The organism is Haladaptatus sp. W1 (assembly GCF_001723155.1).
Lineage (GTDB): Archaea > Halobacteriota > Halobacteria > Halobacteriales > Haladaptataceae > Haladaptatus > Haladaptatus paucihalophilus.
Genome location: NZ_MEIH01000399.1, coordinates 1 through 24410 on the forward strand (window position 1 = coordinate 1; position 24410 = coordinate 24410).

The following is a 24410-nucleotide window of genomic DNA, read 5'->3' on the forward strand; positions in this document are numbered from 1 at the left end:
CGACTACGACCAGGACCGTCCGCAAATCGTCACGCTGGAGGCCCACAGAAACCCGATAAAACACGACGAGTACGCGGACAACGCCGACACGATGTTTCTCAACATCGGGCCGCACCACCCGGCGACCCACGGCGTCCTCCACATCGAAACCGTCCTCGACGGCGAGCAGGTGCTGGACGTTCGCCCCGACATCGGCTACCTCCACCGCTGCGAGGAGCAGATGGCGCAATCGGGAAAATACCGGCACGAAATCATGCCGTACCCCGACCGCTGGGATTACACCGCGAACATGACCAACGAGTGGGCGTACGCGCGGGCGGCCGAGGACCTCGCGGACATCGACGTGCCGGAGTACGCTCAAATCCTCCGGACGCTCGGCGTCGAACTCTCGCGCATGACCGGCCACTTCCTCGCGCTCGGGACCTTCGCGCTCGACGTGTACGGCGACTTCACCGCCATCTTCCAGTACGCGTTCCGGGACCGCGAAATCGTCCAGAACATCCTGGAGGACCTGACCGGCCAGCGCATGATGTACAACTACTTCCGCCTCGGCGGGGTCATCTGGGACGTTCCGGAGCCGCGGCGGGAGTTCTTCGACAAGACGCTCGATTTCATCGACGGCCTCCCGGCGACGATGGAGGAGTATCACGACCTCCTCACGAGCAACGAGATATTCCAACTCCGTTGCGTCGATACCGGCATCCTCGAACCCGACGTGGCGAAACAGTACGGCGTCACCGGACCGGTCGCCCGCGGGTCGGGCATCGACTACGACCTGCGCCGCGACGACCCCTACGGTTACTACGACCAACTCGACTGGGACGTCGTAACCGAGGACGGCTGTGACAACTACGCTCGTGTCCTCGTCCGACTCCGGGAGGTCGAGCAGTCGGCCAGAATCGTCGAGCAGTGCGTCGAACTGCTCGACGACTGGCCCGAGGAGGAGCGCACCCTGCAGTCGAACGTCCCCCGGACGCTCAAACCGCCGATGGACGCGGAGACGTACCGCGCGGTGGAAGGCGCGAAGGGCGAACTCGGCGTCTACATCCGCTCGGACAACACCGACAGCCCCGCGCGGTTCAAGATTCGAAGCCCGTGTTTCCACAACCTCTCGGCCCTGCCGGAGATGTCGGAAGGCGAGTTGGTGCCGGACCTAATTGCGTCACTCGGGAGTCTCGATATCGTGTTGGGAGAGGTGGACCGGTAGGCTACCCGAAGGCACACCGAAGCACTCTTTCTTTTCGCGCTCATCGTCCCGAATATGGCAAGTGTCAAACGTACCCTGACCCTGCTCGTCGCGCTCGTCGGCGTCGCCTTCGCCGTCCACTACGCCCTCTTCGGTTCGCTCCCGCTCGGCAAACCGCAGATGCTCGACGACGACGTGGAAGAGACCGAACTCGACTTCGAAACGGCCACCGAATAACCGCGTTCGGAGGCCGAACCACGGACAACCGCCTCTTTTATCGCAATCGTCAGGGCTCGTACCACGTCAGCGGCATGTACCGTCCCCGCACACGTCCGGGGGTCGGAACCGACCCGACCGTCTCCCAGTCTCCGGAGCCATGCCGGAACAGCGTCCCGCGGTGGGTCGCTGTCAGAACGTCGCCATCGACCGCACACCATCCGATTGCCACCTCGTCGGACGTCGGAAAGGAAATCCGTTCGATCGATTTCCCGTCGTGAGACGCGAACAGCGCGTGGTTTCCCTCTTCCCACGACGAGGAGGACGCGGGTGCGCCACCGGCGTAGACCGTACCGTCGTGGACGAACGCGCCGCGGAAATACCGATGGTCGTGGTCGCCGTCCAATCGCGTCCACGTCCTGCCGACGTCGGTAGAACGGTACAGGCCGCTTCCGGTCGAGGCGACGATGGTTCCCTCGTCTTCGAGGACGAGGTGGTGGATGTCGTCCGTGTGCGACGCGTCGCAGTCGATGCACCGCGACTGCCAGTTCTCCCCGCCGTCGTCGCTCACGTGAACGCCGCCGACTTCGACGCCCGCGACGAGTCGTTCCGGCGCGTCGGGGTGCGTACGGAGGCTTCGAATCTGCGCGAGACCGTCGTGGCGGTCCAACCCCCAGTCGATTCGGTCACGTAACTCCCGAAAGCCGACGACTTCCGCCCACGCCTCCGCGTCGGACGGAACGCCCGAACCAAAGTCGGCGACGAACAGGCGGGCGGGCCGCGTACCGGCGTACAGTCGCCCGCTCGACGGGGCGACAGTGACGCTGTACACCTCCTCGTCCGGGACGGGGAGGGTCGTCCACTCGTCCCTGTCAGGCGAATAGTATAACCCCGACTTCGCGGCCACGAACAGCCCGTCCGGTCCATCGAACTGCTCGACTCGAAACGCTTTCTCGGCGTCGAGTAGCTTTTCGGCCGTCGTTCTCCCCGATTCGCGAAGGCCCGAAATTCGATATACTCCGTCGTCGCTTCCAGCGATGAGCATGTGAACGAAATCGATTGGGGGCGGCTTAAGTGCTATCTGCACTACATTTTTGTAGAACATATTTCACGTTCGCGGTTCATCCGAGCGAGCGCCGATGTACCGAACCACGGAGTGAAACGGGATTCCCCTCACTTATCGGACGGGGATTCGACGGGCGAAGTTTAGCCCAATCGGTACTTCACGCCGTTGTAAATCCGCCGTCGCTGGTACACCAGTTCGCCGATGAGCCAGCAGATGAGGAGGAGGATGGCGAAGATGGCGGTGATGAAGGCGTACTCGCTCATCCAGATGGGGCGGATGAACGGCGTCACTTGGTCCCAGCGCGCGCCGTAGTGGCGCATGGTGTCCTGCATCGACGTTCCCGCAAAGGCGTTCGAGAGGAAGACAGACATCCTGAGGCTCTTGCCCGTTCCGGGGTCGAGGTTCGCGCTGCCGGTGATGGCGTACTGCCCTTGGGCGTTCTGGTCGGCGATGGTCGGGCCGTTGGATTCGTCGCCGGTGCCGATGCGTTCTGCGTCGTACGGCAGCCACGGCGAGTAGAACTCCCAGACGATATTCCCCTCGGGGGTCACTTCGATGACGCGGTGGTCCGAGGAGTCCACGACGAGCGTGTTGCCGTTCGGCAGGCGGTCGGCGTCACGGGGCCAGTTGAGGGTATCGGTGGACCCGAGTTCCCACGTCCGCTTCCAGTCGTTGCCGTTCTTCTCGTACTCGACGATGCGGTTGTTCTCGGAGTCGGCGACGAGGAAGGTCGGTTTGCCCGATTCGCTTTCGAGGTAGTCGGGGTTGTGCTGTTCGTTGAGGATGTCGTGGTTGTCGTCCTCGCCGAGTTTCGTCGTGACCTCGCCCGTGTTCCGGTCGACGATTATCACCTCGTCCATGTTCCGCGGGTCGAGCGCGTACTTCCCGTCGGCGATTTTCTGGACGTTGTTCAGGTGCGTCCAGTCGTCCGTGTAATCGCCGCCAGCACCCTTGTCGTAGTAGTTACGCAGGTGCCACTGCCAGACGATTTCGTCCGTTTCGAGGTCGTAGACGTACACCCGGTCGTCGTTCTTCCCGGTCGTCTCGTTGTAGTTACGCATGTTGCCGACGAGCAACTGCGTCCCGTTGTTGATGAGGTCGATGTCGTGGGTGTCGTGAATCGGGAGGAACTTCTTCCAGACTTTCTCCTTCGTCTTCGGGTTCATCTCGTAGACGAGGGTGCCGCCGCGCTGCGTCGAGACGACGAGTAGGTTTCCATTCGGAAGCGGGTCGACGTCGTAGAACCACGTCGCGCCCTCCTTCGAGCCGTTGTACACCCATTTCACGCCGCCTTTCGGGCCGACGGCGACGAGGCGCGCGGGCTTTTTCTTGTTTCCTTGACCTTGGAAGTGGTAGCCTTGAACGCTGATAATCGTCGTCCCGTTGGCGGGCTGTTCGATGGTTCCGGGTTTGAGATTCGATGCTTCTCGGTCGTACGTTATCGCGGAGACCACGGAGGGGGTCAACAGAGCGACGACCAGCAATAAGACGACCCCGCGCGTGAGCCAATCCCGTGGCGGGAGTCGGTCCGTCCAGTCCATAACGTAGTCATGTCCACGAACTGTTTGAGTATTTTGTGTTTCGTCGACCATTGTCGTGCTCCTGATTTTTCGTCGGATGAACCCCGAATACGGACCGCCTGCCGTTCGATGAAGTAGTCACTCCCGACGACCCAACACGTCGAACTGGTGAGCAATGTACGTGAGTTCGCCCGCCTCGACCTGCCGGTGGCGCGTCCGTGACCAGTCGGCGAACGCGTCCGAATCGATGGCGGTATCGTCGGCGAGGACGCCGTCCACGATGTCGAGGATATCGCGGAGAAATTGCGCCTCGTCCGCGGGATACGACCCGTCGCGGGGATACACCAACCAGTCGGAACTCCCCGCCGCGAGGAGTTCGAATTCCCTTCCGCGCAACGCCGACAGGAGTCGCCGCCCGGCCCGCGCCCCTCCCTCGCCACCCCCCATGTTTCGGTGATACGACCGTTCGACGCGTTCGTCGAGCGGATGCGGCGGGTCGAAGGTCGTCCCGCCGTCGAACGTTATCGGGAAGTAACAGAGGCCGTCCGGTTCGAGCAGGGACCGGAACGCGGGGAGTGCGGAATCGAGGTTGAACAGGTCGGCGACGGCGTGCCCGACGAGGGCGTCCCACCGTCGGTCGGTTGCACCCGCGAACGTTGTCGCGTCGGCGACTTCGAAGGCAACGGTGAGCCGACGGGAACCGTCGGTGAACCGCACGTCGTCGCCGTGCGATTCGAACCCGCGGGACAGCAACCGCTCGCGCGCGGTCCGAACGTTTTCCGGGTCGATGTCGAGGGCGGTGTAGTGGACGCGAGGGGGCAGACAGTCCCACGAGTTCAGTCGCTCTATCATCGCGCCGATTCCGGCCCCGATTTCGATGATACGGGCCGACTCGGGGAGTTCGTCGCTGAATCGCGCGAGAACCCGACGGTTCAGCGCGCGGTCGTCCACAGTCCGCTTCGCGTCGAGGTACGCCTGAAAGCTCATGGTTCGGCGGCAACCCTCCCCCGGTCGGTCACGTCGTCGAGAAATCGCTCCACGGTGGCCGTCGTCTCCTCCCACGACGGCTGAGCGGAATAGCGCTCCCGCGCGGCGTCGCTCATTCGTCGGAGCAGGGCGCGGTCATCCCGAAGGGTTCGAACAGCGTCGGCGATGGCGTCGGCGTCGTCCGGCGGGAGCAGAAAGCCGGTGTCGCCGTCCGAGACGATTTCCTCCGCGCCGCCCGCCGTCGTCGCAATCGCGGGGACGCCGAACGCCATGCCTTCGAGATAGACCAGTCCCAACCCCTCGTAGAGCGACGGCACCGCGAGAACGTGGTCCCGGGAGAGGTGGTCCGCGACCGCCTCGTCCGGGAGCCGTCCCGTGAACCGAACGGACTCCGCGAGTTCGTAGCGGTCCCGGAGGTGACGAACGCGCGCCGCGTAGTCGGCGTCGGTCGGCGCGCCGATGACCGTCAGCGTCCAGTCGCCCGAGACGGTCGAGAGCGCGGAAAGCAACACGTGGAGACCCTTCCGCTCGATGAGGTTGCCGAGGAAGACGAGCCGAAGCGGTCCGTCGAATGTGCGTTCCGTTCGCGTCGCCGCCGAGACAGGAGACGCCGACGACTCCGACGCCGCTTCGAACCGGTCGCCAGCGGGACGTGCCACCGTCGTCGGAAGACGGCGGAGCCGTCTCACGGTTCGGCGCGTCGTCTCGCTGTTGCAGACCGCCGCATCGACGCCGCGGAAGTATCGGCGTTCGACCGCGCGGTAGAGCGCGTTTTTCCACTCCGACCGCGGCTCGCTGGACCGAAGGTGGTGGACTACCGATACGACCGGCGTATCCAGCGCGCGGTTCGCCCGGAGCAGCGACGGATGGCACAAGTGATCTTCGAGGACGGCGTCGAATCCCGAAAGCCGCGAGCGGAGATCGGTCGAAACGTTGTGCGACAACGCTCTCCGATAGCTCTGCCACGGAAGGGCGACGACGCGGACCTCGTGACCGCGATTTTCGAGTCCTTCGACCAGTTTTCGGTCGTAGCGAAACCCGCCGGACTGCTCCGCCAGCGACCTGTAGACGACGACTCCGAGCCGCATCACATCGACCGTTCGAAGGCGGCCCACGCGTCGTCGCCCTCGTGCAGCCTGACGGTCAGTTCCGTCACTTCGGGTGCATCGAACGCGGCTGAAACACGGGCGGCGAACTCCCGCGCGAACCGTTCGACGCTGGGATTCTGCCCCTCGAGCTCGGGGAGGTCGTTCAGCGTCTCGTCGCGGTACCGGGCGACGGTTTCGTCCAGCGCCGCCCGAACGTCGTCGATATCGACGAGATAGCCGAACTCGTTCAGCGATTCGCCCCGGAGCCGGAGTTCGACGCCGTATCGGTGCGAGTGGAGTTCTCCTTCCGGGCCGGGGTTCGGAACCGTCAGGAAGTGCTGTGCGACGAACGTCCGTGAAACGCATACTTCGTACATGATTTCGTGGATGGTTACTGGTAGGTCAGGAGGACGGCCACCGCGTCGTCCGGGTGTTCGTCCAGCAGTCGGTAGCCGTCGGCGGCCGCCTCGACCGGGAATCGATGGGTGACGAGGCAGTCCACGTCGAGGTCGGCGAGGCGTCGCCACGCCACGCTCAAACGGCGGTCCATGTCCCAGCGTCCGCGCAGTTCGGGGTCGAGGGTGCTCACCTGCGTACTGGAGATGTCGATTCGGCTCCGGTGGTACGCGCCGCCGAGGTTCAGGTCGGCCCGCTTGTCGCCGTACCACGACCCGACGAGCACGCGACCGTCGTATCCCGTGACCGCGACGGCATCGTCCAGTGCCGACGGGTCGCCCGAGAGTTCGTAGCTCACGTCCGCCCCGTCGGGCGCATCCGGTCGGGAGAGGTGGGACTGAACCCTCTCGACGGGGTCATCCGTCGCGTCGAAACAGCGGTCGGCCCCCATCTCGCGTGAGAGCGCTCGTCGCGTCGGATAGCAGTCGAGCGTCACGAGGTCCGAAAGCGGACACTCCGCGAGGAGTCCCGTCGTCAACAGACCGACGACGCCCTGCCCGAAGACGACGGCTTGCTCGCCCACTCTCGGCATCCCGTCGAGGACGAGGTTGACCGCCGTCTCGACGTTCGGCAGAAAGACGGCCTTCTCCGGCGCGTAGCCGTCCGGAATCCGGAGCAAGTCGTCGGGCGAGGCGAGGAAGTGGCTGGCGTGTGGCTGAAACGCGAACACCGATTCCCCGAGCAGGTCTTCGGTGACGTTCCGACCGACCTCGATAACGGTCCCCGCCGCCGCGTACCCGTACCGGAGCGGAAAGTCGAGCGTCCCGGAGAGCGCATCGATGGTCGCGTCGGCTTCGAGTTCGGTCGGCGCTTCGCCCCGATAGACGAGCAGTTCGGTGCCGGGGCTGATGGCCGACACCACCGTCCGAACGAGCACTTCCGACGGGCCCGGTTCCGAAACCCCCTCCGTGCGAACGTCGAGTTCGCGTTCCCCCGTGAAATAAACCGCTTGTGCGGATGGCACACCACCTATTCGACGGATTCCGAGAAATTCTTTTCGGCTACCACGTCCGACGGCCGCGAAGTCGCCGGACGACGGAACACGTCCGCCGACGGACGTGGGGAAGGAGGGGGCGCGAACAGCGGGCGAGATACACCCGAACGGGGTCGTACGTGCCGATTTCCACGAGCCGAAGCGCTCGGGCGGTCGCTCGGTGATTCCCGTCCACGACGCGGGGCGGACGACAGTCCCGACGGTCCACCGCCACGAGCGGTTCATCGGGCGGGTTCTCGCGGAATGAGAGGACTCGTGAGATGTCCACGCCGGTTTCGGCCGCCAGCGCGTCCGGGTCCCCACCCGCGACTCGTCGCGCCGCACCGAGAATCGTTTCGTCGGGCGAGAGCGCCCGCCACGACAGGTCGTCCGGACCGTCCGCGACCCGCAACCGTTCGAACGACCGCCGGGAGAGCGTCAGCCGATACCACGAAATCGGTTTCTCGCGCCAGATGAAGGACGCCACGCCCGGCTTCAGGTGGAGGAGGCGATCGAGCAGTTCGCGTTCCGAGAGCGCGCCGAGGTCCGCGGACGGCGCGTTCGGCTTGCGCTGTTCGAGTTCGAGCCAGTGCCGAAGGACGGTCGCCTGTGAAACACGCGTCATTCGTCGGCCAGTTCGATGCCCGTGAACTCGAATCGTGCGCCGCCGCTTTCCGCCTCGCCGAGCGAAACCCGCCAACCGTGGGCTTCGGCGATCTGTCTAACGATGGGTAAACCGAGTCCGGTGCCCTGCTCCCCGGTGGAGTAGCCAGACTCGGACACAGCCTCACGCGACGATTCGGGAATTCCCGGCCCGTCGTCTTCGACGAAAAACCCGCGGTCGGTCGCCGCTTCGCTCGTGGTACTAGTCGGTCGGTCGCGTTGCATCCCTCCATCCCCGGCGATACTGTCGAGCGTACCGACGCGAACGGTCACGTCCGGCTGGCCGTGTTCGACCGCGTTTCGGAACGGGTTTTCGAGCAACTGCTGGAGCCGACTTCCGTCGGCGCTGATGGTCGCCGTCCACGACGCGTCCAGGGTGGCGGTGCCGGTTTCCACGGACCCCCAAGCGTTCGTGGTGACGGCCAATCCCGAGACCGCTCTCGTCTCGCTCACCGTCCGCCCCTGCCGTGCGAGGGTCAACACGTCGTCGACGATGTTGACCATCCGGTCGTGGGCGCGCTCTATCCGGGAGAGGTGGTCTTCGTCCGCCGTCGCCTGATACATGTCGAGATAGCCTTGTGCGACGTTCAGCGGGTTTCGGAGGTCATGCGAGACGACGCTTGCGAACTCCTCCAACCGCTCGTTCTGCCGTTCCAACTCCCATTGATGCTCCCGCCGCTCGTCCTCGCGCTCCACACGGTCGAGGGCGGCGGCGGTGTTCGCGGCGAGCAACTGGGCGTAGTAGATGTCGAACTCGTCCAGTCGCTCTGCGCCGAAGGTGATGGCGCCGCGCGCGCCGAGCGGAACGAACGCTTCCGATTCGACGCCCTCGATACGAGTCTTCCTGATGACCGTCTCACCGGTTTCGTAGGTTTCCACCGTCGCCCGTCGGTCGGAAGCCGAGACCGACTCGCCGTACGCCGTCCGGTGTTCCGCCGTCCGAGCGATGAGTCGGGGCGTGGCGTCCTCGCACTGCCAGGTGGCGGTTACCGGGAGGCCGAGTACGTCGCGGGCCACGCGGACCGCGATGTCGCTCACGGCGGCGATGGATTGCGCCTGCATGAGCGTCCGGGTTGCGTTGTGGAGTTCTTCGAGCGTCGTCTCCCTGTTCTTTCGCTCGGTTACGTCGCGTAGATACACCGACAGGCCGTCGGCGGACGGATACGCGTTCGCTTCGTACCACCTGTCGTACGGCGGGAAGTACGCTTCGAACGTCGTCGGTTCCTGCGTTCGAATGGCATCGCGGTAGCCGTGGTAAAACGCGGAGTCGACCGCCTCGGGGAACTCGTCCCAGATGACGTCGCCGATGATCTCCGGCGCGGTTCGGTTGAGCAACTCTTCCGCCCGCTCGTTGACGAACGTGAACCGCCAGTCGTCGTCGAGCGCAAGGAACGCGTCGGTCATGCGCGCGAGGATGTCATCGTGCGCTTCCTTCATGCGGACGTGTTCGGTCACGTCCCGCGAGTTCAACACCACTCCCTCCACATCAACGGTCGCGATGTGATTTTCACCCGCCGTTTCGAGATAGCGCCACGACCCGTCCGCGTGCCGAAAGCGATAGGTGATGGTCGGCGAAACCTCCGGGTTTTCGAGCGTTCGGGAGAACGTATCGGCGACGTGCGAGCGGTCGTCCGGATGAATGTATTCGAGGGCCGGTTCGCCGACGAGTTCGTCGGGGTCGTAACCGAGACGTTCGAGGGAGGGACTTTCGTACCGGATTATCCCCCGGTCGTCGACGAGCGTCACGAGGTCGTGGGAGTGCTCGATGAGCGCCTTCAGTCGCGCCTCCGTCCGTTTGCGGTCGGTCACGTCACGGACAGACCCGATGGTCGCCGTGCGTCCCTCGTAGGTGGTTTCGCGGACGGAGAAGTTCCCGTATCGAGTCTCCCCGTCTTTCGTCGTGAATCGGGCGTCGTAGGTCGAAACGTCGTGCGTCCCGCGCAGTCGATTTTCGGCGATGGTCCGCACGCGCTCGTGGTCGTCCGAGTGGACGAGCGACCAGACGTTGAGACCCCGTAGTTCGTCCGCGCCGTAGCCGGTCATCTCACAGGCACGCTCGTTGACGAACGTGAAGTGGTCGTCCTGATAGATGTACACCGCGTCGTGACCTCCCTCGACGACCGTTCGATAGCGCTCCTCGCTCTCTTGGAGCGCGTCTTCGGTATCGGTCGAATCGACGGCGGTTTCGATTCGCTCCGCCAACACCGCGTACTGTTCGGTCGATGCTTCCTTTTGGAGGTAGTCGGTGACGCCAGCTGAAATGGCGCGACCGGCGACGGTTTCGCTCCCCGCATCGGTAAAAAGGATAAACGGGAGGGTCGGAAACCCCTCCCGAACCGATTCGAGGAGGGACACCCCGTCAATTCCGGGCAAGACGTACTCCGAAACGAGACAGTGGATATCGTCCGCACGAAGGGTGCAAAGCGCCTCCTCGCCCGAGGTTGCGGTTCGGAGTCGTAGCTGCTTCGACTCCCGTTCGAGGAACGTCGCCGCACGGTCGAGCATCTCTGTGTCGTCGTTCACGTACAGAACGACGATAGGAGGCGTCTCACCCATCTCTCAAGTTCGTTCTATAACTGGCGCATGCTGTCATAATTGTTATGTCCAGAAAGAGGATTGTTCGGCGTTTTTCGGCGGCGCACACCTTTATCCGCGGGAGTCGCCTCTGTCCGAGCGGGGACAGTCATGTTCGACGACAGAACTGACGCGGGGCAACAACTCGCGTCGCTCGTCACACGGGAGGGGGTAGACGCGGACATCGTACTCGCGATTCCGCGCGGCGGGCTACCGATAGGACGACCGGTCGCGGACGCACTCGACGTCCCGCTCGACGTGGTTGTCGCAAAGAAACTGGGTGCACCCGGGAATCCGGAGCTCGCAATCGGGGCCGTCGGCGCGGACGGAAGCGTCTGGCTGAACGACGACCTCATCGACCGACTCGGCGTCGGCGATGCGTACCTCCAAGGGGAGAAAGAGCGCAAGACCGAAGCGGCCCGCGAGAAGGCGGAGACGTACCGCGGCGGCGACCGGCTACCCGATATCGAGGGGAAACGGGTGCTCATCGTGGACGACGGCGTGGCGACAGGTGCGACGACGGTCGCCTGTTTGAGGCAGGTGAAAAACGAGGGTGCGAGCCACGTTACGCTGGCCGTCCCGGTCGGGTCGCCGAGTTCCATCGAGCAGTTGCGCGGCGAGGCGGACGAGGTGCTCTGCATCGAAACGCCGTTCCAGTTCGGAGCGGTCGGGCAGTTCTATCGAGTGTTCGAGCAGGTACCCGACGAGGTGGCGAGAACGTATCTAGAGGACTAGGATAGGGAACAGGAGCATCGTTCGAAGACGACATGAGCCAGACGACGGGACCGAAATGCTGTGGAAGTGTTTCTCATATTATAAACCGACAGAATTTTGTTGGTTTCGATTCACAACACGGAGATTATCTGAAGCTCAAACAGCGATTAACGCGCGGTAGCAGCGTCATTAACGGCGAATATGGTCCGGTGAAAACCGCACCAGATTACGAAACATTTAAGTAATTTTCGTCCTAACCAGGAGTTAGGAACTAAGCTTCCGGGATTCTTCGGGTTTTCCCTACTGGGAGCCTCCGCCAACGCATACCCATGACTACAACCAAAATACAACGCTATAGCGAGTCCGGCGTATCGGCCCACGAACGGGAACACGAGAGCGAGGACGAGCGAGAAGAGGGCGTCTGCCCCGAATGTGGCGGCAACGTCATCAGCGACGAAGGTCGCGGCGAAACCGTCTGCGCCGAGTGCGGTCTCGTCGTCGAAGAAGATTCCGTCGACCGCGGTCCCGAATGGCGCGCGTTCGACTCGAAGGAGAAAGACCAGAAGAGCCGCGTCGGTGCCCCGACGACGAAGATGATGCACGACAAAGGGCTGTCGACCAACATCGGCTGGCAGGACAAGGACGCCTACGGCAACACCCTCGGCTCCCGCCAGCGCGAGAAGATGCAGCGTCTCCGAACGTGGAACGAGCGCTTCCGCACCCGCGACAGCAAGGAGCGCAACCTCAAACAGGCGCTCGGCGAAATCGACCGCATGGCCAGCGCGCTCGGCCTCCCGAAGAACGTCCGGGAAACCGCGAGCGTCATCTACCGCCGCGCACTCGACGAGGACCTCCTGCCGGGACGGTCCATCGAGGGCGTCGCAACCTCGGCGGTGTACGCCGCCGCGCGCCAGACCGGCGTTCCGCGCAGTCTGGACGAAGTGGCCGCCGTCAGCCGTATCGACGAGATGGAGTTCAAGCGCACCTACCGCTACATCGTCCGCGAACTCGGCCTCGAAATCCAACCCGCCGACCCCCTGAGCTACGTCTCGCGGTTCGCATCGGACCTCGACATCAGCGACGAGTCCGAGCGCCGGGCGAAAGACCTGCTCAAGACCGCGAAAGAACAGGGCGTCCACAGCGGCAAGTCGCCGGTCGGTCTCGCGGCCGCCGCCGTCTACGCCGGAGCCCTGCTCAGCAACGAGAAGGTGACACAGAGCGAGGTCAGTGACGTCGCCAACGTGAGCGAAGTCACCATCCGTAACCGGTATCAGGAACTGCTCGAAGCGAGCCAAGACGGCGGCGTCACCGTCTAAGCGAACCGGACTCCCTTTCGTTTCCGGCGACCGTCCTGAACTCGACTCACATCCGCAGTATGAACTGTTTTTGAACAATTCAGAGTTTTTGTGTGATGAAATGGCCGATACACTAATTTTACACTGTTTTTAATTTCTGGGCAACCATGCCCGGCTCTCGCATCGGGTTGAACAGGCGAGTTGCTACCAGTCTTATATTTCTCATACTGTTCAGTCTCCTCGTCGTTCAGCCCGGATTCCTCAGCCCGAATCCGAGAGACGAACCGCACCCGAAGCGTACCAGGGACGTTCGGCTCGTTTCGCCGAATCCGAACAGTTCGGTGAAACTGTGGCCGTTCACGAGCCGCCACAAACGATACGACTCGTTGACGCTTCCTATCAACGTCGTCGTCGAGGGACCCGCATCGAGGGTGGTGAGCGAACTCAGACATCGACGGGACGCCCAGTGGAACAACGACTCGAACGAGTGGCAGGGCGTCGCCAGCGACGAAGAGACTGCTGGTGTCGGCAAAGACGCTGTCGAGTGGCACAACACGACGGGGGCGGTTCGGTACACGTACGTCCAAGCGCCGGGTCCGCGCGGCGGATGGATGACGGAGACGGCCCAACTCCACGACGGCGCGTACTTCGGCTCGCGCTATCACCTTCGGCTGTACGAAGGCGGGAAGGGGAACGGAACGTGGACCGCCATCCAGGCCCACCACGAATACTTCGACTGGTTTCGACTCCGGCACACGGTCGGGTCGCTCGAGAAAGCACAGTACCACCTCGACGGACAGTACTACGGGAAGTGGTACGTCGACGGCGTTTCCCGCCAACGGTACGCGAACGGCGGCATCATCGACTCCAACGGGTGGGTCTCCGTCGTTGACCTGCGACCGAAGACAGAGATGGGACCGGTGCCAGGGGCGTTGATAGCGGTCTTACTCCTCGGCTCGATTAACCTGAGGGGCTCCATGGAAGATACGATTCGGGAGCTCGCTTCGCGGCTGACGAGGGAGACGGTGCGACGCGGCATCGCCTTCAGCGTCTCTCTCTTCGGACTGCCGCTGTTCGTGCGCAGCGCGAGCATCGCCGTCGAGACGGCCGTCCCGTCCGTCCCGATAAAGGCAATCGCCGGTGTGGGCTACCTCGTTCTCGGTCTCGGACTTCCGCTGGCGGCGGTTTCCCTTCCGAACGGACGGCAATCGACGGACTGGTTCGCCGTCGCCATCCTCGCCCTTGGTCTCGGGTTCCTCTTCGACTATCGGAGCATCGGCGTCAACGTGCTTCCCATCGCGGTCGTGTTACACCGACTCGCCGTTCTGGGCGTCGTCGGCGTGCTCGCGGTCGGCGGTTCGTATCAGGAGACGGACGGACGCTGGAACACGTTGGTACAGGCCGGTCTCGTCATGTGGATCGCCGTCCTCGTCTGGCCGCTACTCGACGCCTTCTAAACCGAGAACCGCATTTTCGGCATCTTCAGGAACGCGGTTTCGTACCCCTCGTGACGTGAAACGATGGGCGGCGAGTCCACCCGAACCGTGAGTTCGTCTCCCGTCCGAACGCTCGGGACGTTCGCCCCGTAGTGCAACCCGACGTCCGGGTCGAGGGTGGCGTTCAGCACGTCGTCGAACACCGTCTCTCCGTCCCGCTTCAGCGTCGCCGACAGGGACATGTTCGGAATCGGATAGCGGCGATACGGCGTTCGCGGCGAGACGAGCAGATACGTGTCCTCGGCGAAGTCGGAGTTTTCGACCGCCGCAACCGGGAACTTCGCGTCGCCGCTCGATTCTTCGCCGACGAGTCGGCCCGGAAGGTCCGATGTTTGGGAAACGTGGCTCATCGGCATGTTCATCTCCATCGGCTGAATCGCGTCTTTCTGCCCCTTCCTCGCGTCGAGCTTTTCGTACGAGATTTGCTCCACCGTGTCCTTTTCGAACTCGAACTCCGTGGTGAGCGTCGCGCCGTCGCCGAACTGACCCGCGAGCGCGCCCGTCCGGCGGACGTCCAATCCGGAAACGCGTATCTTTGCGGTGTATTTCCCCTCTCCGTTCAGACCGATATTGTCCCCGAAGTGAAAACCCATGTTCTGTGAGAGCATGGGCCATAGCGTCCTCCTGTCGCTCCAGTCGCCGTTCGACAGTTCTGCCTGGACGTTTCCGGTTGGGAGCACCGTCTTCGTCTTCGAATCCCAGACGGACGCCATCAGGTGCAGGTCGTCTGCGTCCTTGATGGTAACCTTCTTCTCCTGTTTCGCCGTCCCGCCGCCCATCAGCCAGAAGCGGTGCGGGTAGGAGTAAAACAGCGCGAGGCGGTATCGACCCTGTTTCGCCATCCCCGCCATCTCCATGCCCTCCTTGTGCGTCGGGATGTACACCGCGTCCGGCCGATTTTTGACGAGCGGTGGCGCTCGTGCCATCGTCCGTGTCTCGAACAGCCCAGAACAGCCTGCTAGCGAGGAGACGCCGAGGACGCCCGCGGTCCGCAAAACGCTACGGCGATTCATTGGTTCGGAATTACCACTCCCCGCGAAAAGGGGTTCTGGTACACCCGTCGAAAAGGGGAGAACGCCACCCGAGTCGGCCGATGCGGTTATTTCGGGTTCGGCGTCGGGAGCGAGCGAAGCGAGCGCGGCGGGACGAGGAAGTTCCCGCGTCGAGTCACGGTCATGTACTGGAGGATGCCGTTGTTCAGCCGTTGACCCACGGAGGAGTTCCCGGCGAGGTCGTCGCCGTTCATGGCGGTGCGCGTCGATTCGAAGTCCTCGATGGTGCGCTGGAAGGCGACGAAGTGGAGGCCCGCTTTACCGCCGTCCGTCGAGTCGAAGTCCCGTCGGAGGATGACCGGCGAGTCGTCCTTTCGCGCTCCGGCGGCCTTCTGGGAGTGGCCGACCATGCCGCGCTCTCGGGCGTGGTCTTCCACGTGGTCGATACACTCGTCCGTCATCTCGCTCGAATCGCCGAGGTTGTTCCCGACGCCCTCGACTTTGCCCTTCTCGGCGTGTACCGGACAGAACATCTTGCCGACGCGCTGGTCGCGGCTGTCCTGTTCGTACCACTGGTCCAGGTGCAGTTCGATGTTGGAAATGTGTTGAGTGGTCCCGCCCGCGAACGGTCCGTCCCGAATCGTGATTCGGTCCTCGCTCGCCTGATTCTTCTTGAAGCCGGACTTGAACCCCATGTAGAGCGGCGCGTCTTCCGGGACGGGGTTCGAGTCGGGAATTCCGTTCACGTCCTGATGGTTGGCGGGGAGACCGTCGCCGACGAATCCCGTCCGTCGGTCCGCCTTCTCGAACACGTCCGTGACGCCGCTCACGTCCACGCCGTTCAGTTCGTCGCGGTTTCCGAGGAGCGCCTCCTCGGCCGCGAGGACGAGCTGTGGATGGTCGCTTTCGAGTTGCACCACGGCGTCCTGTTCGTCCAGTTTCGGGTCCTCGAACGACGCGAGCGCCTTGGGTTTCGGGAGCACGTCCGTCGCGCCGAACCGTTCGAAGTACGACGGCGAGTAGCCGATGGAGAACAACAACCCGTCGTGGCCGCGCTTGTAGGCGCGTTCGAGGCTCCGAAGCGACCGTTCGACCGTCTCACGCTCGGCGTCGGTCGGCGTGCCGTCGCCCCGGTAGTTCAGGAAAAGCAGGATTTTGTGACGGGCGGCCACGTTGTTGCCGTGGTCGTCCGTGGCGAGAAACCGATTCCACGCGTGCTGGCGCTCCGGGAGCGTCGAGAGGTCGGACGGTCCCTTCGATACGTCCGGCATTCCGCCCCGGTCGAGACAGGCCGACAGCGCCGCCGACCCGCCGATGGCGACGGCCGCTTTCATGAACTCGCGCCGGGGGATTCCTCGCGTCGATTCGCTCATCGTTCGACACTAGCGAGTCGGCGAGAAAAGGGGTTCTGGTACACCTGTCGAAAAGGGTCGAGAAAACGCGATACAGGGCAGACGTCGGCGCGAGTCAGCCCTCGTCCAGCACGTCGTCCACGCGCTCCGCCGTCTCGCTGGCGCGGATGTTCGAGTAACTCTCGTGGGTCGTCGTGATAGAGGCGTGGCGGAGCGCCGACTGGGCTAGTTCGGCGTGTCCTTCGCTATACAACTGGTGGCCCAGTCCACGCCGCGCGCCGTGCGGTTTCAGGTACTCGCCGTCGATGTCGAGTCCGGCCGACTCGCAGAGGCGTTTCATCAGGTTGCGCGCGCCGCGGGTGGATATCGCGGGGAGGACGATTTCGTGGTCGCGTATCACCTCGTCGATGTCGTTTTCATCGAGTAATTTCTCGACGCGCGATTCCGAAAACTCCTCGCCCAAAGCCTCCCGCGCGACCCGGTACTTCGAGGGTGCGTGGTCGGTCGGAAACACCGGAAACCGTGGTGTCGGCGGGTCGTACACCCGATGATAGCGCTCCAGCGCGTCCGCCGCCTTCCGCGGCAGTTGGGCGTACTCGTACTCGCGCGATTTGCCGAAGACGCGAACCGAACCACCCTCGATGTCCACGTCGTCCCACGCGATGCCGCTCCGCTTGTCGTCCGCCGGGTCGCGAAACACCTCCGCGCCGCGGACGCCGGTCAGCGCGAGCAGTCGGACGAGCGCGCGGTCGCGGTAGGCGCGTTCGCGCGAGACGTCGGCCTCACCGTCCAGCGCCTCCTCGACGCGGCGGTCCATGAACGAGAGTATCGCGTTGCGGTCGCGGGCCGACCAGAACTGACGGTCGGCGTCGGCAGTGTCTTCCGGCAGTTCGGCCGTCGCCCGCGAGACTGCGGCCGGGTTTCGGGAGATGAGTTCGTCCGCCTCACAGAAGCCGAGAAACGCCCGGACGTAGGCGTAGTAGGTGTGTGCCGTGGACGATTTTACCTCGCCGTCGCGCACCTGTCGCTTGAGATGCCGCGCGTAGCGGCGGCAGTCGATGACGTCAACGGAATCGAGATGGGTGACGTCGCGCTCGCGGGCCAGCCAGTTCTCCCATCCCTTCAGTGCGGACCCGGCGTTGGCGCGGTAGTTGCCCGCCTCGATGCTGATGAGATATTCCGCTATCGCGTCGCCGAGTTTCATGTCGCTCATGCCAGTCGAGGGTCGTAGATTCCCCCGAGTTCGTTGCCGCATCGGGGACACGTCACGTTCGATTCCTCGTCGACGAAGCGTCCGACCGGGCCGAGATAGCCACAGGACGGACACCGCCGTATCGGTAGCTGAATCATCGCATTACCGTCCCGTGGGAGCGGGAGCGACAAAAATCTACGTCCCTTCGCTGGCGTCAGGGGCGTCGGAGGCGTCGATGACATCGGGGGTGTCGATGACGTCGCCGACGTCGGGCAACGGACGGACCGTGATGTGTCCGTCGCTCCGAATAAAAACGTGATACTCCTCGAAGGTGAACCGGACGCGACCGCCGGTTCGCGGAGCCCCGTCGCTGCGCGGGGAGAACAACCCGTCCAGCGCGTCGGGGTCGAACCGGTCGTATAGCGGACCGATTTCGGTCGGGTCGGCGTCCATCGCCTCGGCGATGGCCGTCATGACGGTCGTACTGAGCTGTTTCGAGTCGGTCCAGTCGTGGCACGTATGATACGTTGCGGGGGCCGTTTCCGCAGGGTGCGTGTGCTTACCTGAGTTGGACATTGGAACATCCTCCCGTGGGGCACGGGACTCTGTGTCTCACGTACACCCCGTGAAATCATAAATCATTGTCAGACGATGCCGAATCTCAGTCATACGCCTCAGCGGAAGAAAGGCAAGACGTGACCACGGTTCGCAGAAATCGGCTGTCTTACGGTCCACAGCCACCGCTCTCGGAGCGAATCGAATAATGGCGGAGTCAGACGGAACCGAGTCGAAACGGGGCACGTGGGGTTCGGTTACGTCGGGAGAGATGGGTTCGCGCCCGTACCCACCGAGCGACTTAACCACCAGTTAGACGCGATTATCCGGTCAATAGTATTCATATTGAGGGGTGTAGAATCTATCATGTCGTTGGTCGAAATACTCTCCACGGTCAGTCATCAGTTCGTCACCTCACCCGTTCAACTCGTCAGCTTCTGGTTGTCGGTATCGCTTCCGCTGGTCTACCTCCCCCTCCTTCTCAACGGGGTACGTGGAAACATCCTCCCGATATTCGTCGGGTTGCTCGCCTTGCACGTCTGTACGCTGTTTCTCGGTCACGGCTATCGAGGACAAAAAACGTGACATCGACGCGGCGAGAACGATGACCGTGCACGTCGTTCATCGACGGGACGGGTCGGAGCGGCGACTCGTTTCACGGGGCGAATACGTCACCGGCCTTGGTTCGCGGGTCGGCGGACTGGTCCGACTCGCCGCGTCCGGCGACCACGCGCTGGTGTTCGAGTTCGATTCGGTCGGCGACCATCGAGCGTCGACTGTACTGACACCGCTCGCGCTCGATGTGGTCTGGACGACGGACGGACGGGTGACGCACGTCGCCCGGTTGCCCAAATGGACGGGGACGGCCCGCGGAACGGGGGATACCGTGTTCGAGTTTTCGAGGGGCGTGGCCGACGACGTAGAAGCGGGCGACGAACTGTTCGTTCGTCAGTCCCACTCGTCTCGCTCAACGGAGTAACTGCCGCACTCGGGACACACTTGATACTGTACCGAGAACGCCGTTTCACACCGCTTGCACTCGTACGGACGGTCCGATTTTTCGGCCACGCCGAACCGTCGCATCAGCCTCATGCATCGCGTTTCGAACGTGAGAGACAAAAAGCTCACCGGAGTAGAGTGAAAGTGAAATACCGTGGGAAACGCCGCGCTCGGCGCGTGGGAACGGAGACGGCAGTCTGGGTAGGGGTTGGGAAGGCCGAAGCACGAAGACGAGTGTCGGGCGCGTCGCCCGCACACCCGTCGTTTACCACGGGAATGACAGGTAGTTGTCAGGGTACTGCTGTCGCGGTGCGGTGCAGGGAACGTCTCTGGGTTGGGAGTGACGCACGTCACTCGGAGACGGCACGGTCCGCGTGTCAGGTTGTCTCGTTTCTCGGGTGCCTCGCATCCGTCCGCACCTACGACCAGTCACGGCAGTTAAAAGGAGGTTTTGACCAGTCCTTCAAAACCGATTCAGTCGGCGTCGATGGCGTTCCCGGTATCCATGGCGGCCGCAACGTCGTCAGCGAGCGTCGTGACGACCGCGTTCCCAGCACGTTCCCGCTCGACGAGTCCGTCGTCGGCGAGGCGCTCCAAGTGATACGAGACGGTTCCCGGCGTTCGGTCGAGCGCGTCCGCGAGGTCGGAGACGCTCGCGGGACCGTCGCGGGCCACCGTTTCGAGCAGGGTCGCCGTCGAATCATCCGAGAGCGAGGCGGCTAGCTCGGGGTTCTCATCCCCGGCCGGATGCACGCGACGTTTCCCGCGGACCGTGGTCGTCTCGACCAACCCCTCCTCTTGGAGGATTCGAACGTGGTATCGAACCGTCGAGCGGGGGATTTCGGTCCGCTCGCTCAGCGCCGAGAGGGAGAGTCCGGGTTCATCGGCGATAGCGTCGTATATCTTCGCCCGAGTCGAGTTTTTGAGGGGATTCGACCCGTCGTATCGGCTGTAGCTCCGAACGGTGGTCGAACCGGGTGCCTCGTCGATGTCAGCGTACTCCGCCGCCGCGAAGACGCTTTGCGGCGTGGGTCGGCCGTAGGGACCGACGGGAATCGGCGAATCGAGCGTCGGGGCGTTCGACACCGGCTGTGCTGGTGTCGCGTGGTGCGTCGGCTCGCCCGCACTCGCCGAGACGACGAACCCGAGGGGGACGGTCGCGACGAGAAGCAAGGCAGTCAACACCACGACTGTTCGATGACGGGAGGAATTCATGGTTTACCTTCTTCGAGTCCTTCGAGAAACGGTGTGTGCACCGGGGGATTATCGCTCTTCTGGTGGCGTTCAGCGATACGAACGTGAACCGAAGGTGGAGAGGCCGTGAAGAAGGGTTAGTTTCGCTCGTAGTCCACCAGTTTCATCTCTCGGACTTTCGTTCCGTCCTCGTCGTAGATGACGCCGTACATCGCGGTGCCGTGGTCGGGCGAGTAGCAGGCATCGGTGAAAACCGAGCCGTTGACCCTGATCTCCGAGTTGTAGCACTCGATACCGGCGAACGTCTTCGTCCCCGTTATCTCGTACGTCATCGTCCCTTTCGAGGATGGGACCGTCCACGTGTTGCCGACGCGGAAGTCGTTGCCGTACACGCCGTTCATCGACGGTGAGAACATGGTCATGCTGGCGTATTCACCGCCCGGCAGGAACGCGACCTGCACCAGCGCCTCCTCCCGCGTGAACGTGGCGGTCCGCTCTTCGGTCTTCCCGTCGTGCGTGAACGAACTGCGCATGGTGATGTTTTCGCCATCGACCGACTGGACGTCCCAGACTATCGTCCCGGTCCCGGCGTCCTTCTCGTAGGTTTCGTAGGTGTATGTTCCGGGGCGCTCGAACGCGAACGGGAGGAACGCGTCATCCACGGTCGTTCCCGCCGCGCCGTCGCCACCCGACGACCCGTCCGGGGCGGAGTCGTCGAGTTGGTTCGAAACACCGGAACATCCGGCGGAGACGACGACCGCGACGACGATGAGAAGTGCTATCCGTCGCATGTTACGCGAGTCGGGCCGCAAGTTTGCCGAACACGGGGAGGGCAAAGCGCTCGTTCGAGTACGCCTTGTACAGCAGGAAGAGCCACGTCAGGAAGGCGGCGAAGCCGACGACGAAATACGCCAGCGAGAACAACAGGGAGAGCAACCCGCCGAGACGGGGAACGAGGAGCAACATCATCTGGAAGACGGTCATCCCGACGTACACCGCGAACAGGCCGACGCCGAAGACGATGCTCTGTGCCGCGTGGAACCTGACGAACTCGTTTTCCCCTTCGAGGAGGAAAAACAGGATACCCGTCAGGGGACTAAACAGGTACGCCAGCGCTCCGGCGATGTTTTCGTCGAGTCCCGTTCCGGAACTCGAACTGGCCGATTCGGTAACGTCGGTCGTCGTTTTTGGTTCGACAGCCATGAACGAAAATGGAATCCAGGAATGATATAATTACTGAGCGGAATACTACCGCATTACGGAACCGTCCCGGAACGCGAAACGCGGTTCGCAGAGTGAAACACTATATCAGAGAAGGACCATGTGACACTCAATGAGTGACAGTGGGAACTCGGAAATCGTCGTCACCGCTGTCAAGCGAGCGGATACGTTGCACGCGTTGGCTGGCCGGTCGCTGACGCGTGCGGAGCTACAGGACGAAATCGACGTGTCACGGACTACGACACATCGAATCGTCCGGGAGCTGGCAGATAAAACGCTCATCCGTCGCGTCGGTGGCACGTACGAACTCACCCCCCTGGGGCGAATCGTGGCTCGGGAAGTCGAACACTTGCAGGACACGGTTACCGCCGCGGAGAAGTTAGGAGCGCTGTTGCCGTCCCTCGACCGAACCGACATCGACGTCGAACTGCTCGCCGACGCGACCATCACGGTCCAGGAGTCGGGCGACCCGTACCGGCCGGTCCGCCGTTTCGTCTCTCTGTTACGCGACTCCGGGACGCTCCGCGGGTTCGATACGACCACCATCGCGCCGATGTACGTGGACGAGATCCGCGACAGCATCCTCGACGGCATGCGAACCGAAATCGTCTATCTCCCCCCGGTTATCGACCAAATCCTCGACGACCACCACGATGCGACCGAGGCGGCCATCGAGAGCGGACAACTCGACCTGTACATCTACGACGAGTTGCCATTCGGACTGGCCATCTTCGACGACCGCGTGGGCGTCGGTGGCTACGACGAAACCGGCGTCCTCCGCGTCTTCGCCGACACCGATTCCCCCAAGTCCGGTCGTGGGCGGAATCGCTCTACGAGGAGTACCACGACAAAGCAACGTCGATTCGGGAGCACGACAACTGGGCGGGGTAACGCCGTCAGTCCGAAATCTCGTCACCCGTTTCGAGTCCGCTCGCCAGCGCGCGGTGGACTCGACCCTCTCCAGCCACCCAATCGCCGGCGAAAAAGAGGTCCGCCGTGGCTCCCTGCCGAAGCACGTTCCTGTCGGCCCCGTCGTCCGGGAGCGCATCCCGCCAGCGAATCACGTCGTACCAGTCCGGTGCCGCGAGCGAGTGTTCGGAGAGGAGGTCGGCCGCCCGGTCCGCGACCGCGGTGGCGACCTCGAAATCGTCGTCATCGTAGTGGGTCGCCGACCAGTCGGGGGCCATCTGCACGACGAGCAGACCCTCGCCGTCCGGGACGTGACCCGGCTTGCAGGATTCGCGCGCCACCCATCCGACTTCGTGTTCTTTGTCCGCGTTCACCAGCGCGTAGTACGGTCGCTCGATGTCGAACGAGTAGTGCAGCGCGACGGAGAGTATCGGACGGTAGGGCACGTGACCCACGTGCTCGCGGAGTTCCCGACGCGCCTCGTCGTCCCACGCCGCGAGGTCGAGGAGGGACGCCGTTATCGGCGCTGGCGGGGTGAGCACGAGCGCGTCCCACGGCCCGTACTCGTCGCCGTCGTCGTCCTCGACGTACCACGCGTCGTCACGGCGAAGACTGGCGATACGGGTGTCGGTCCGGACCGTCGCGCCGCTGGCCTCGCACAACCGCTTCCCGAGCGTCCCGAGGCCGTCCCGATACGTCCACTTCGGCGTCTTCTCGTCGCGCCCTTCGGAAATCTCGCCGTCAGCGTCGAACGTCCAGACGGGACCGTCGGTTTCGACCAAGCCGTCCCCGAGTTCCCGAACGACCCGGGAGACGCGCTCGTCGTCGCTTTTGACGTAGTTCGCGCCGACGTCGTAGACGCAACCCGCCCGCTCGTGCGTCGCGGCGCGGCCACCGACGCGCTCGGTGCGCTCGAAAACCGTCACGTCCGCGTCGTCACCGGCGGCGAGCGCGACGCCGAACCCGGCGACACCGCCGCCGACGACGGCGATGCGTTTCACGTCAGGGACCCCTCGATGAACGTCGGGTTGCCTAGAATCGCCATGCTAGCCGACCGTTCGACCGCACGCGGCAAAGCGATTACGGCGTGGCGTGCAGGCTACTCTACCTCGCCCGTCTATTCGTTTCCCAGTTCGACGTCCAGTATATTTCAGTAGAGTTCAGTCCCTTCTAGTATATTTTAGTGCCATACGAGAGTATTCAGTATTGAGAGCAGTCGTTCAGTAAAATCAGATACGATTCAGTATTTCACAGTTTACAATAGTACACGAGTGGGAGACGGTACAATCGAGCCGTCGGTACTCGAAATTCGAACCATCCGAACGTTTATACCGGAAACCGCGACCAGACACGACCATCCGTCGGTGTTTCGACCCGCATCGACGCAAAATACCCCTGATGCAAAAATTGAAGGAATCTCTGTCGAATCGGGATGTAAGAGAATGGACAACGAACAACAACTGCCGGTCGGTCATCTCGTCGCCGACGACACCGAAGTGGCGATTCCGGTCGTCGAAATCCTGACAGGACGCGGGTTCGTCACCGGAAAGTCGGGGAGCGGGAAGTCGAACACGGCGTCCGTCGTCGTCGAGCAGCTGCTGGACGCGGGTTATCCGGTGGCTATCATCGACGCGGACGGCGAGTACTACGGCCTGAAAGAGGAGTACGAACTCCTCCACGTCGGCGCCGACGAGGAGTGTGACATCCAAGTCGGCGCGGAACACGCCGAGAAGGTCGCGTCGCTGGCGCTCGAACAGAACGT

The 24410-nt window shown here is 63.3% G+C and carries 26 protein-coding genes; 8 read left to right on the top strand and 18 right to left on the bottom strand.

Annotation, left to right across the window (positions count from 1 at the left end):
* Together BG842_RS25125 and BG842_RS30400 are read left to right on the top strand one after the other, a co-directional pair.
* Nucleotides 1-1207: NADH-quinone oxidoreductase subunit D (locus tag BG842_RS25125; RefSeq protein WP_069452924.1), on the top strand; the 1207-nt coding region annotated here is incomplete at its 5' end.
* 54 nt (nt 1208-1261) lie between these two features.
* Nucleotides 1262-1423 (top strand): hypothetical protein, encoded by a 162-nt coding sequence (locus BG842_RS30400; RefSeq protein WP_175424287.1) that lies wholly within the window; start codon nt 1262-1264, stop codon nt 1421-1423.
* Nucleotides 1424-1472: 49 nt separating this feature from the next.
* Here BG842_RS30400 and BG842_RS25130 read toward each other — a convergent pair whose 3' ends face one another.
* From BG842_RS25130 to BG842_RS25165, 8 genes are all read right to left on the bottom strand, one after another.
* Nucleotides 1473-2447 (bottom strand): glycosyl hydrolase, encoded by a 975-nt coding sequence (locus tag BG842_RS25130; protein WP_069452925.1) that lies wholly within the window; start codon nt 2445-2447, stop codon nt 1473-1475.
* Nucleotides 2448-2608: 161 nt separating this feature from the next.
* On the bottom strand, nt 2609-4009 hold the full coding sequence (locus BG842_RS25135) for a PQQ-binding-like beta-propeller repeat protein (protein ID WP_069452926.1): 1401 nt from the start codon (nt 4007-4009) through the stop codon (nt 2609-2611).
* 117 nt (nt 4010-4126) lie between these two features.
* Entirely contained in the window at nt 4127-4975 is an 849-nt protein-coding gene (locus BG842_RS25140; protein ID WP_069452927.1) for a bifunctional 2-polyprenyl-6-hydroxyphenol methylase/3-demethylubiquinol 3-O-methyltransferase UbiG, read from the bottom strand.
* A complete protein-coding gene (locus BG842_RS25145; protein ID WP_254663472.1) occupies nt 4972-6090 on the bottom strand; it encodes a glycosyltransferase family 4 protein in 1119 nt (372 codons plus the stop codon). The genes BG842_RS25140 and BG842_RS25145 overlap by 4 nt, the downstream gene beginning before the upstream one ends.
* The gene (locus BG842_RS25150) at nt 6063-6440 is read right to left on the bottom strand and encodes a 6-carboxytetrahydropterin synthase (RefSeq protein WP_069452929.1); all 378 of its coding nucleotides are present in this window, start codon (nt 6438-6440) and stop codon (nt 6063-6065) included. Before BG842_RS25150 ends, BG842_RS25145 begins: the two co-directional genes overlap by 28 nt.
* A gap of 14 nt (nt 6441-6454) precedes the next feature.
* Entirely contained in the window at nt 6455-7483 is a 1029-nt protein-coding gene (locus BG842_RS25155; RefSeq protein WP_069452930.1) for a zinc-binding dehydrogenase, read from the bottom strand.
* Between the two features lie 37 nt (nt 7484-7520).
* Entirely contained in the window at nt 7521-8117 is a 597-nt protein-coding gene (locus tag BG842_RS32300) for a hypothetical protein (RefSeq protein ID WP_069452931.1), read from the bottom strand.
* Complete coding sequence (locus tag BG842_RS25165; RefSeq protein WP_254663473.1) at nt 8114-10678, bottom strand: PAS domain S-box protein; 2565 nt, start codon at nt 10676-10678, stop codon at nt 8114-8116. The genes BG842_RS32300 and BG842_RS25165 overlap by 4 nt, the downstream gene beginning before the upstream one ends.
* A gap of 162 nt (nt 10679-10840) precedes the next feature.
* Between BG842_RS25165 and BG842_RS25170 the strand changes: the two genes are divergently transcribed.
* From BG842_RS25170 to BG842_RS25180, 3 genes are all read left to right on the top strand, one after another.
* Nucleotides 10841-11464, top strand: coding sequence for a phosphoribosyltransferase (locus BG842_RS25170; protein ID WP_069452933.1), 624 nt, complete (start codon nt 10841-10843; stop codon nt 11462-11464).
* A gap of 308 nt (nt 11465-11772) precedes the next feature.
* Nucleotides 11773-12759: a transcription initiation factor IIB family protein gene (locus BG842_RS25175; protein ID WP_069452934.1), complete on the top strand. Its 987-nt coding sequence runs from the start codon at nt 11773-11775 to the stop codon at nt 12757-12759.
* A 365-nt stretch (nt 12760-13124) separates the two neighbouring features.
* Complete coding sequence (locus tag BG842_RS25180) at nt 13125-14195, top strand: hypothetical protein (RefSeq protein WP_254663474.1); 1071 nt, start codon at nt 13125-13127, stop codon at nt 14193-14195.
* On the opposite strand, the gene BG842_RS25185 is transcribed toward BG842_RS25180, so the two are convergent.
* From BG842_RS25185 to BG842_RS25200, 5 genes are all read right to left on the bottom strand, one after another.
* Nucleotides 14192-15247, bottom strand: a complete 1056-nt coding sequence (locus BG842_RS25185) for an iron transporter (RefSeq protein ID WP_069452936.1) — start codon at nt 15245-15247, stop codon at nt 14192-14194. The genes BG842_RS25180 and BG842_RS25185 overlap by 4 nt on opposite strands.
* Nucleotides 15248-15333: 86 nt before the next feature.
* Nucleotides 15334-16599 (bottom strand): Dyp-type peroxidase domain-containing protein, encoded by a 1266-nt coding sequence (locus BG842_RS25190; protein WP_069452937.1) that lies wholly within the window; start codon nt 16597-16599, stop codon nt 15334-15336.
* Nucleotides 16600-16693: 94 nt separating this feature from the next.
* Entirely contained in the window at nt 16694-17791 is a 1098-nt protein-coding gene (locus BG842_RS25195) for a tyrosine-type recombinase/integrase (protein WP_069452938.1), read from the bottom strand.
* Nucleotides 17788-17928, bottom strand: coding sequence for a hypothetical protein (locus tag BG842_RS30405; protein ID WP_175424288.1), 141 nt, complete (start codon nt 17926-17928; stop codon nt 17788-17790). The genes BG842_RS25195 and BG842_RS30405 overlap by 4 nt, the downstream gene beginning before the upstream one ends.
* A gap of 37 nt (nt 17929-17965) precedes the next feature.
* Entirely contained in the window at nt 17966-18346 is a 381-nt protein-coding gene (locus BG842_RS25200; protein ID WP_069452939.1) for a HalOD1 output domain-containing protein, read from the bottom strand.
* Nucleotides 18347-18691: 345 nt separating this feature from the next.
* Between BG842_RS25200 and BG842_RS25205 the strand changes: the two genes are divergently transcribed.
* Nucleotides 18692-18910: a hypothetical protein gene (locus tag BG842_RS25205; protein ID WP_069452940.1), complete on the top strand. Its 219-nt coding sequence runs from the start codon at nt 18692-18694 to the stop codon at nt 18908-18910.
* Between the two features lie 19 nt (nt 18911-18929).
* Complete coding sequence (locus BG842_RS25210; RefSeq protein WP_069452941.1) at nt 18930-19304, top strand: DUF192 domain-containing protein; 375 nt, start codon at nt 18930-18932, stop codon at nt 19302-19304.
* 494 nt (nt 19305-19798) lie between these two features.
* Here BG842_RS25210 and BG842_RS25215 read toward each other — a convergent pair whose 3' ends face one another.
* From BG842_RS25215 to BG842_RS25235, 5 genes are all read right to left on the bottom strand, one after another.
* Nucleotides 19799-20539, bottom strand: a complete 741-nt coding sequence (locus tag BG842_RS25215) for a helix-turn-helix domain-containing protein (protein ID WP_254663475.1) — start codon at nt 20537-20539, stop codon at nt 19799-19801.
* 116 nt (nt 20540-20655) lie between these two features.
* Complete coding sequence (locus BG842_RS25220; RefSeq protein WP_069452943.1) at nt 20656-21309, bottom strand: hypothetical protein; 654 nt, start codon at nt 21307-21309, stop codon at nt 20656-20658.
* Nucleotide 21310: 1 nt separating this feature from the next.
* The gene (locus tag BG842_RS25225) at nt 21311-21721 is read right to left on the bottom strand and encodes a DUF4870 domain-containing protein (protein ID WP_069452944.1); all 411 of its coding nucleotides are present in this window, start codon (nt 21719-21721) and stop codon (nt 21311-21313) included.
* 520 nt (nt 21722-22241) lie between these two features.
* The gene (locus BG842_RS30410; RefSeq protein ID WP_069452945.1) at nt 22242-22595 is read right to left on the bottom strand and encodes a hypothetical protein; all 354 of its coding nucleotides are present in this window, start codon (nt 22593-22595) and stop codon (nt 22242-22244) included.
* Nucleotides 22596-22635: 40 nt separating this feature from the next.
* Nucleotides 22636-23649: an NAD(P)/FAD-dependent oxidoreductase gene (locus BG842_RS25235; RefSeq protein ID WP_069452946.1), complete on the bottom strand. Its 1014-nt coding sequence runs from the start codon at nt 23647-23649 to the stop codon at nt 22636-22638.
* A gap of 441 nt (nt 23650-24090) precedes the next feature.
* On the opposite strand from BG842_RS25235, the gene BG842_RS25240 reads away from it, so the two are divergent.
* A partial coding sequence (locus tag BG842_RS25240) for a helicase HerA domain-containing protein (RefSeq protein WP_139136265.1) occupies nt 24091-24410 on the top strand: 320 nt, incomplete at its 3' end.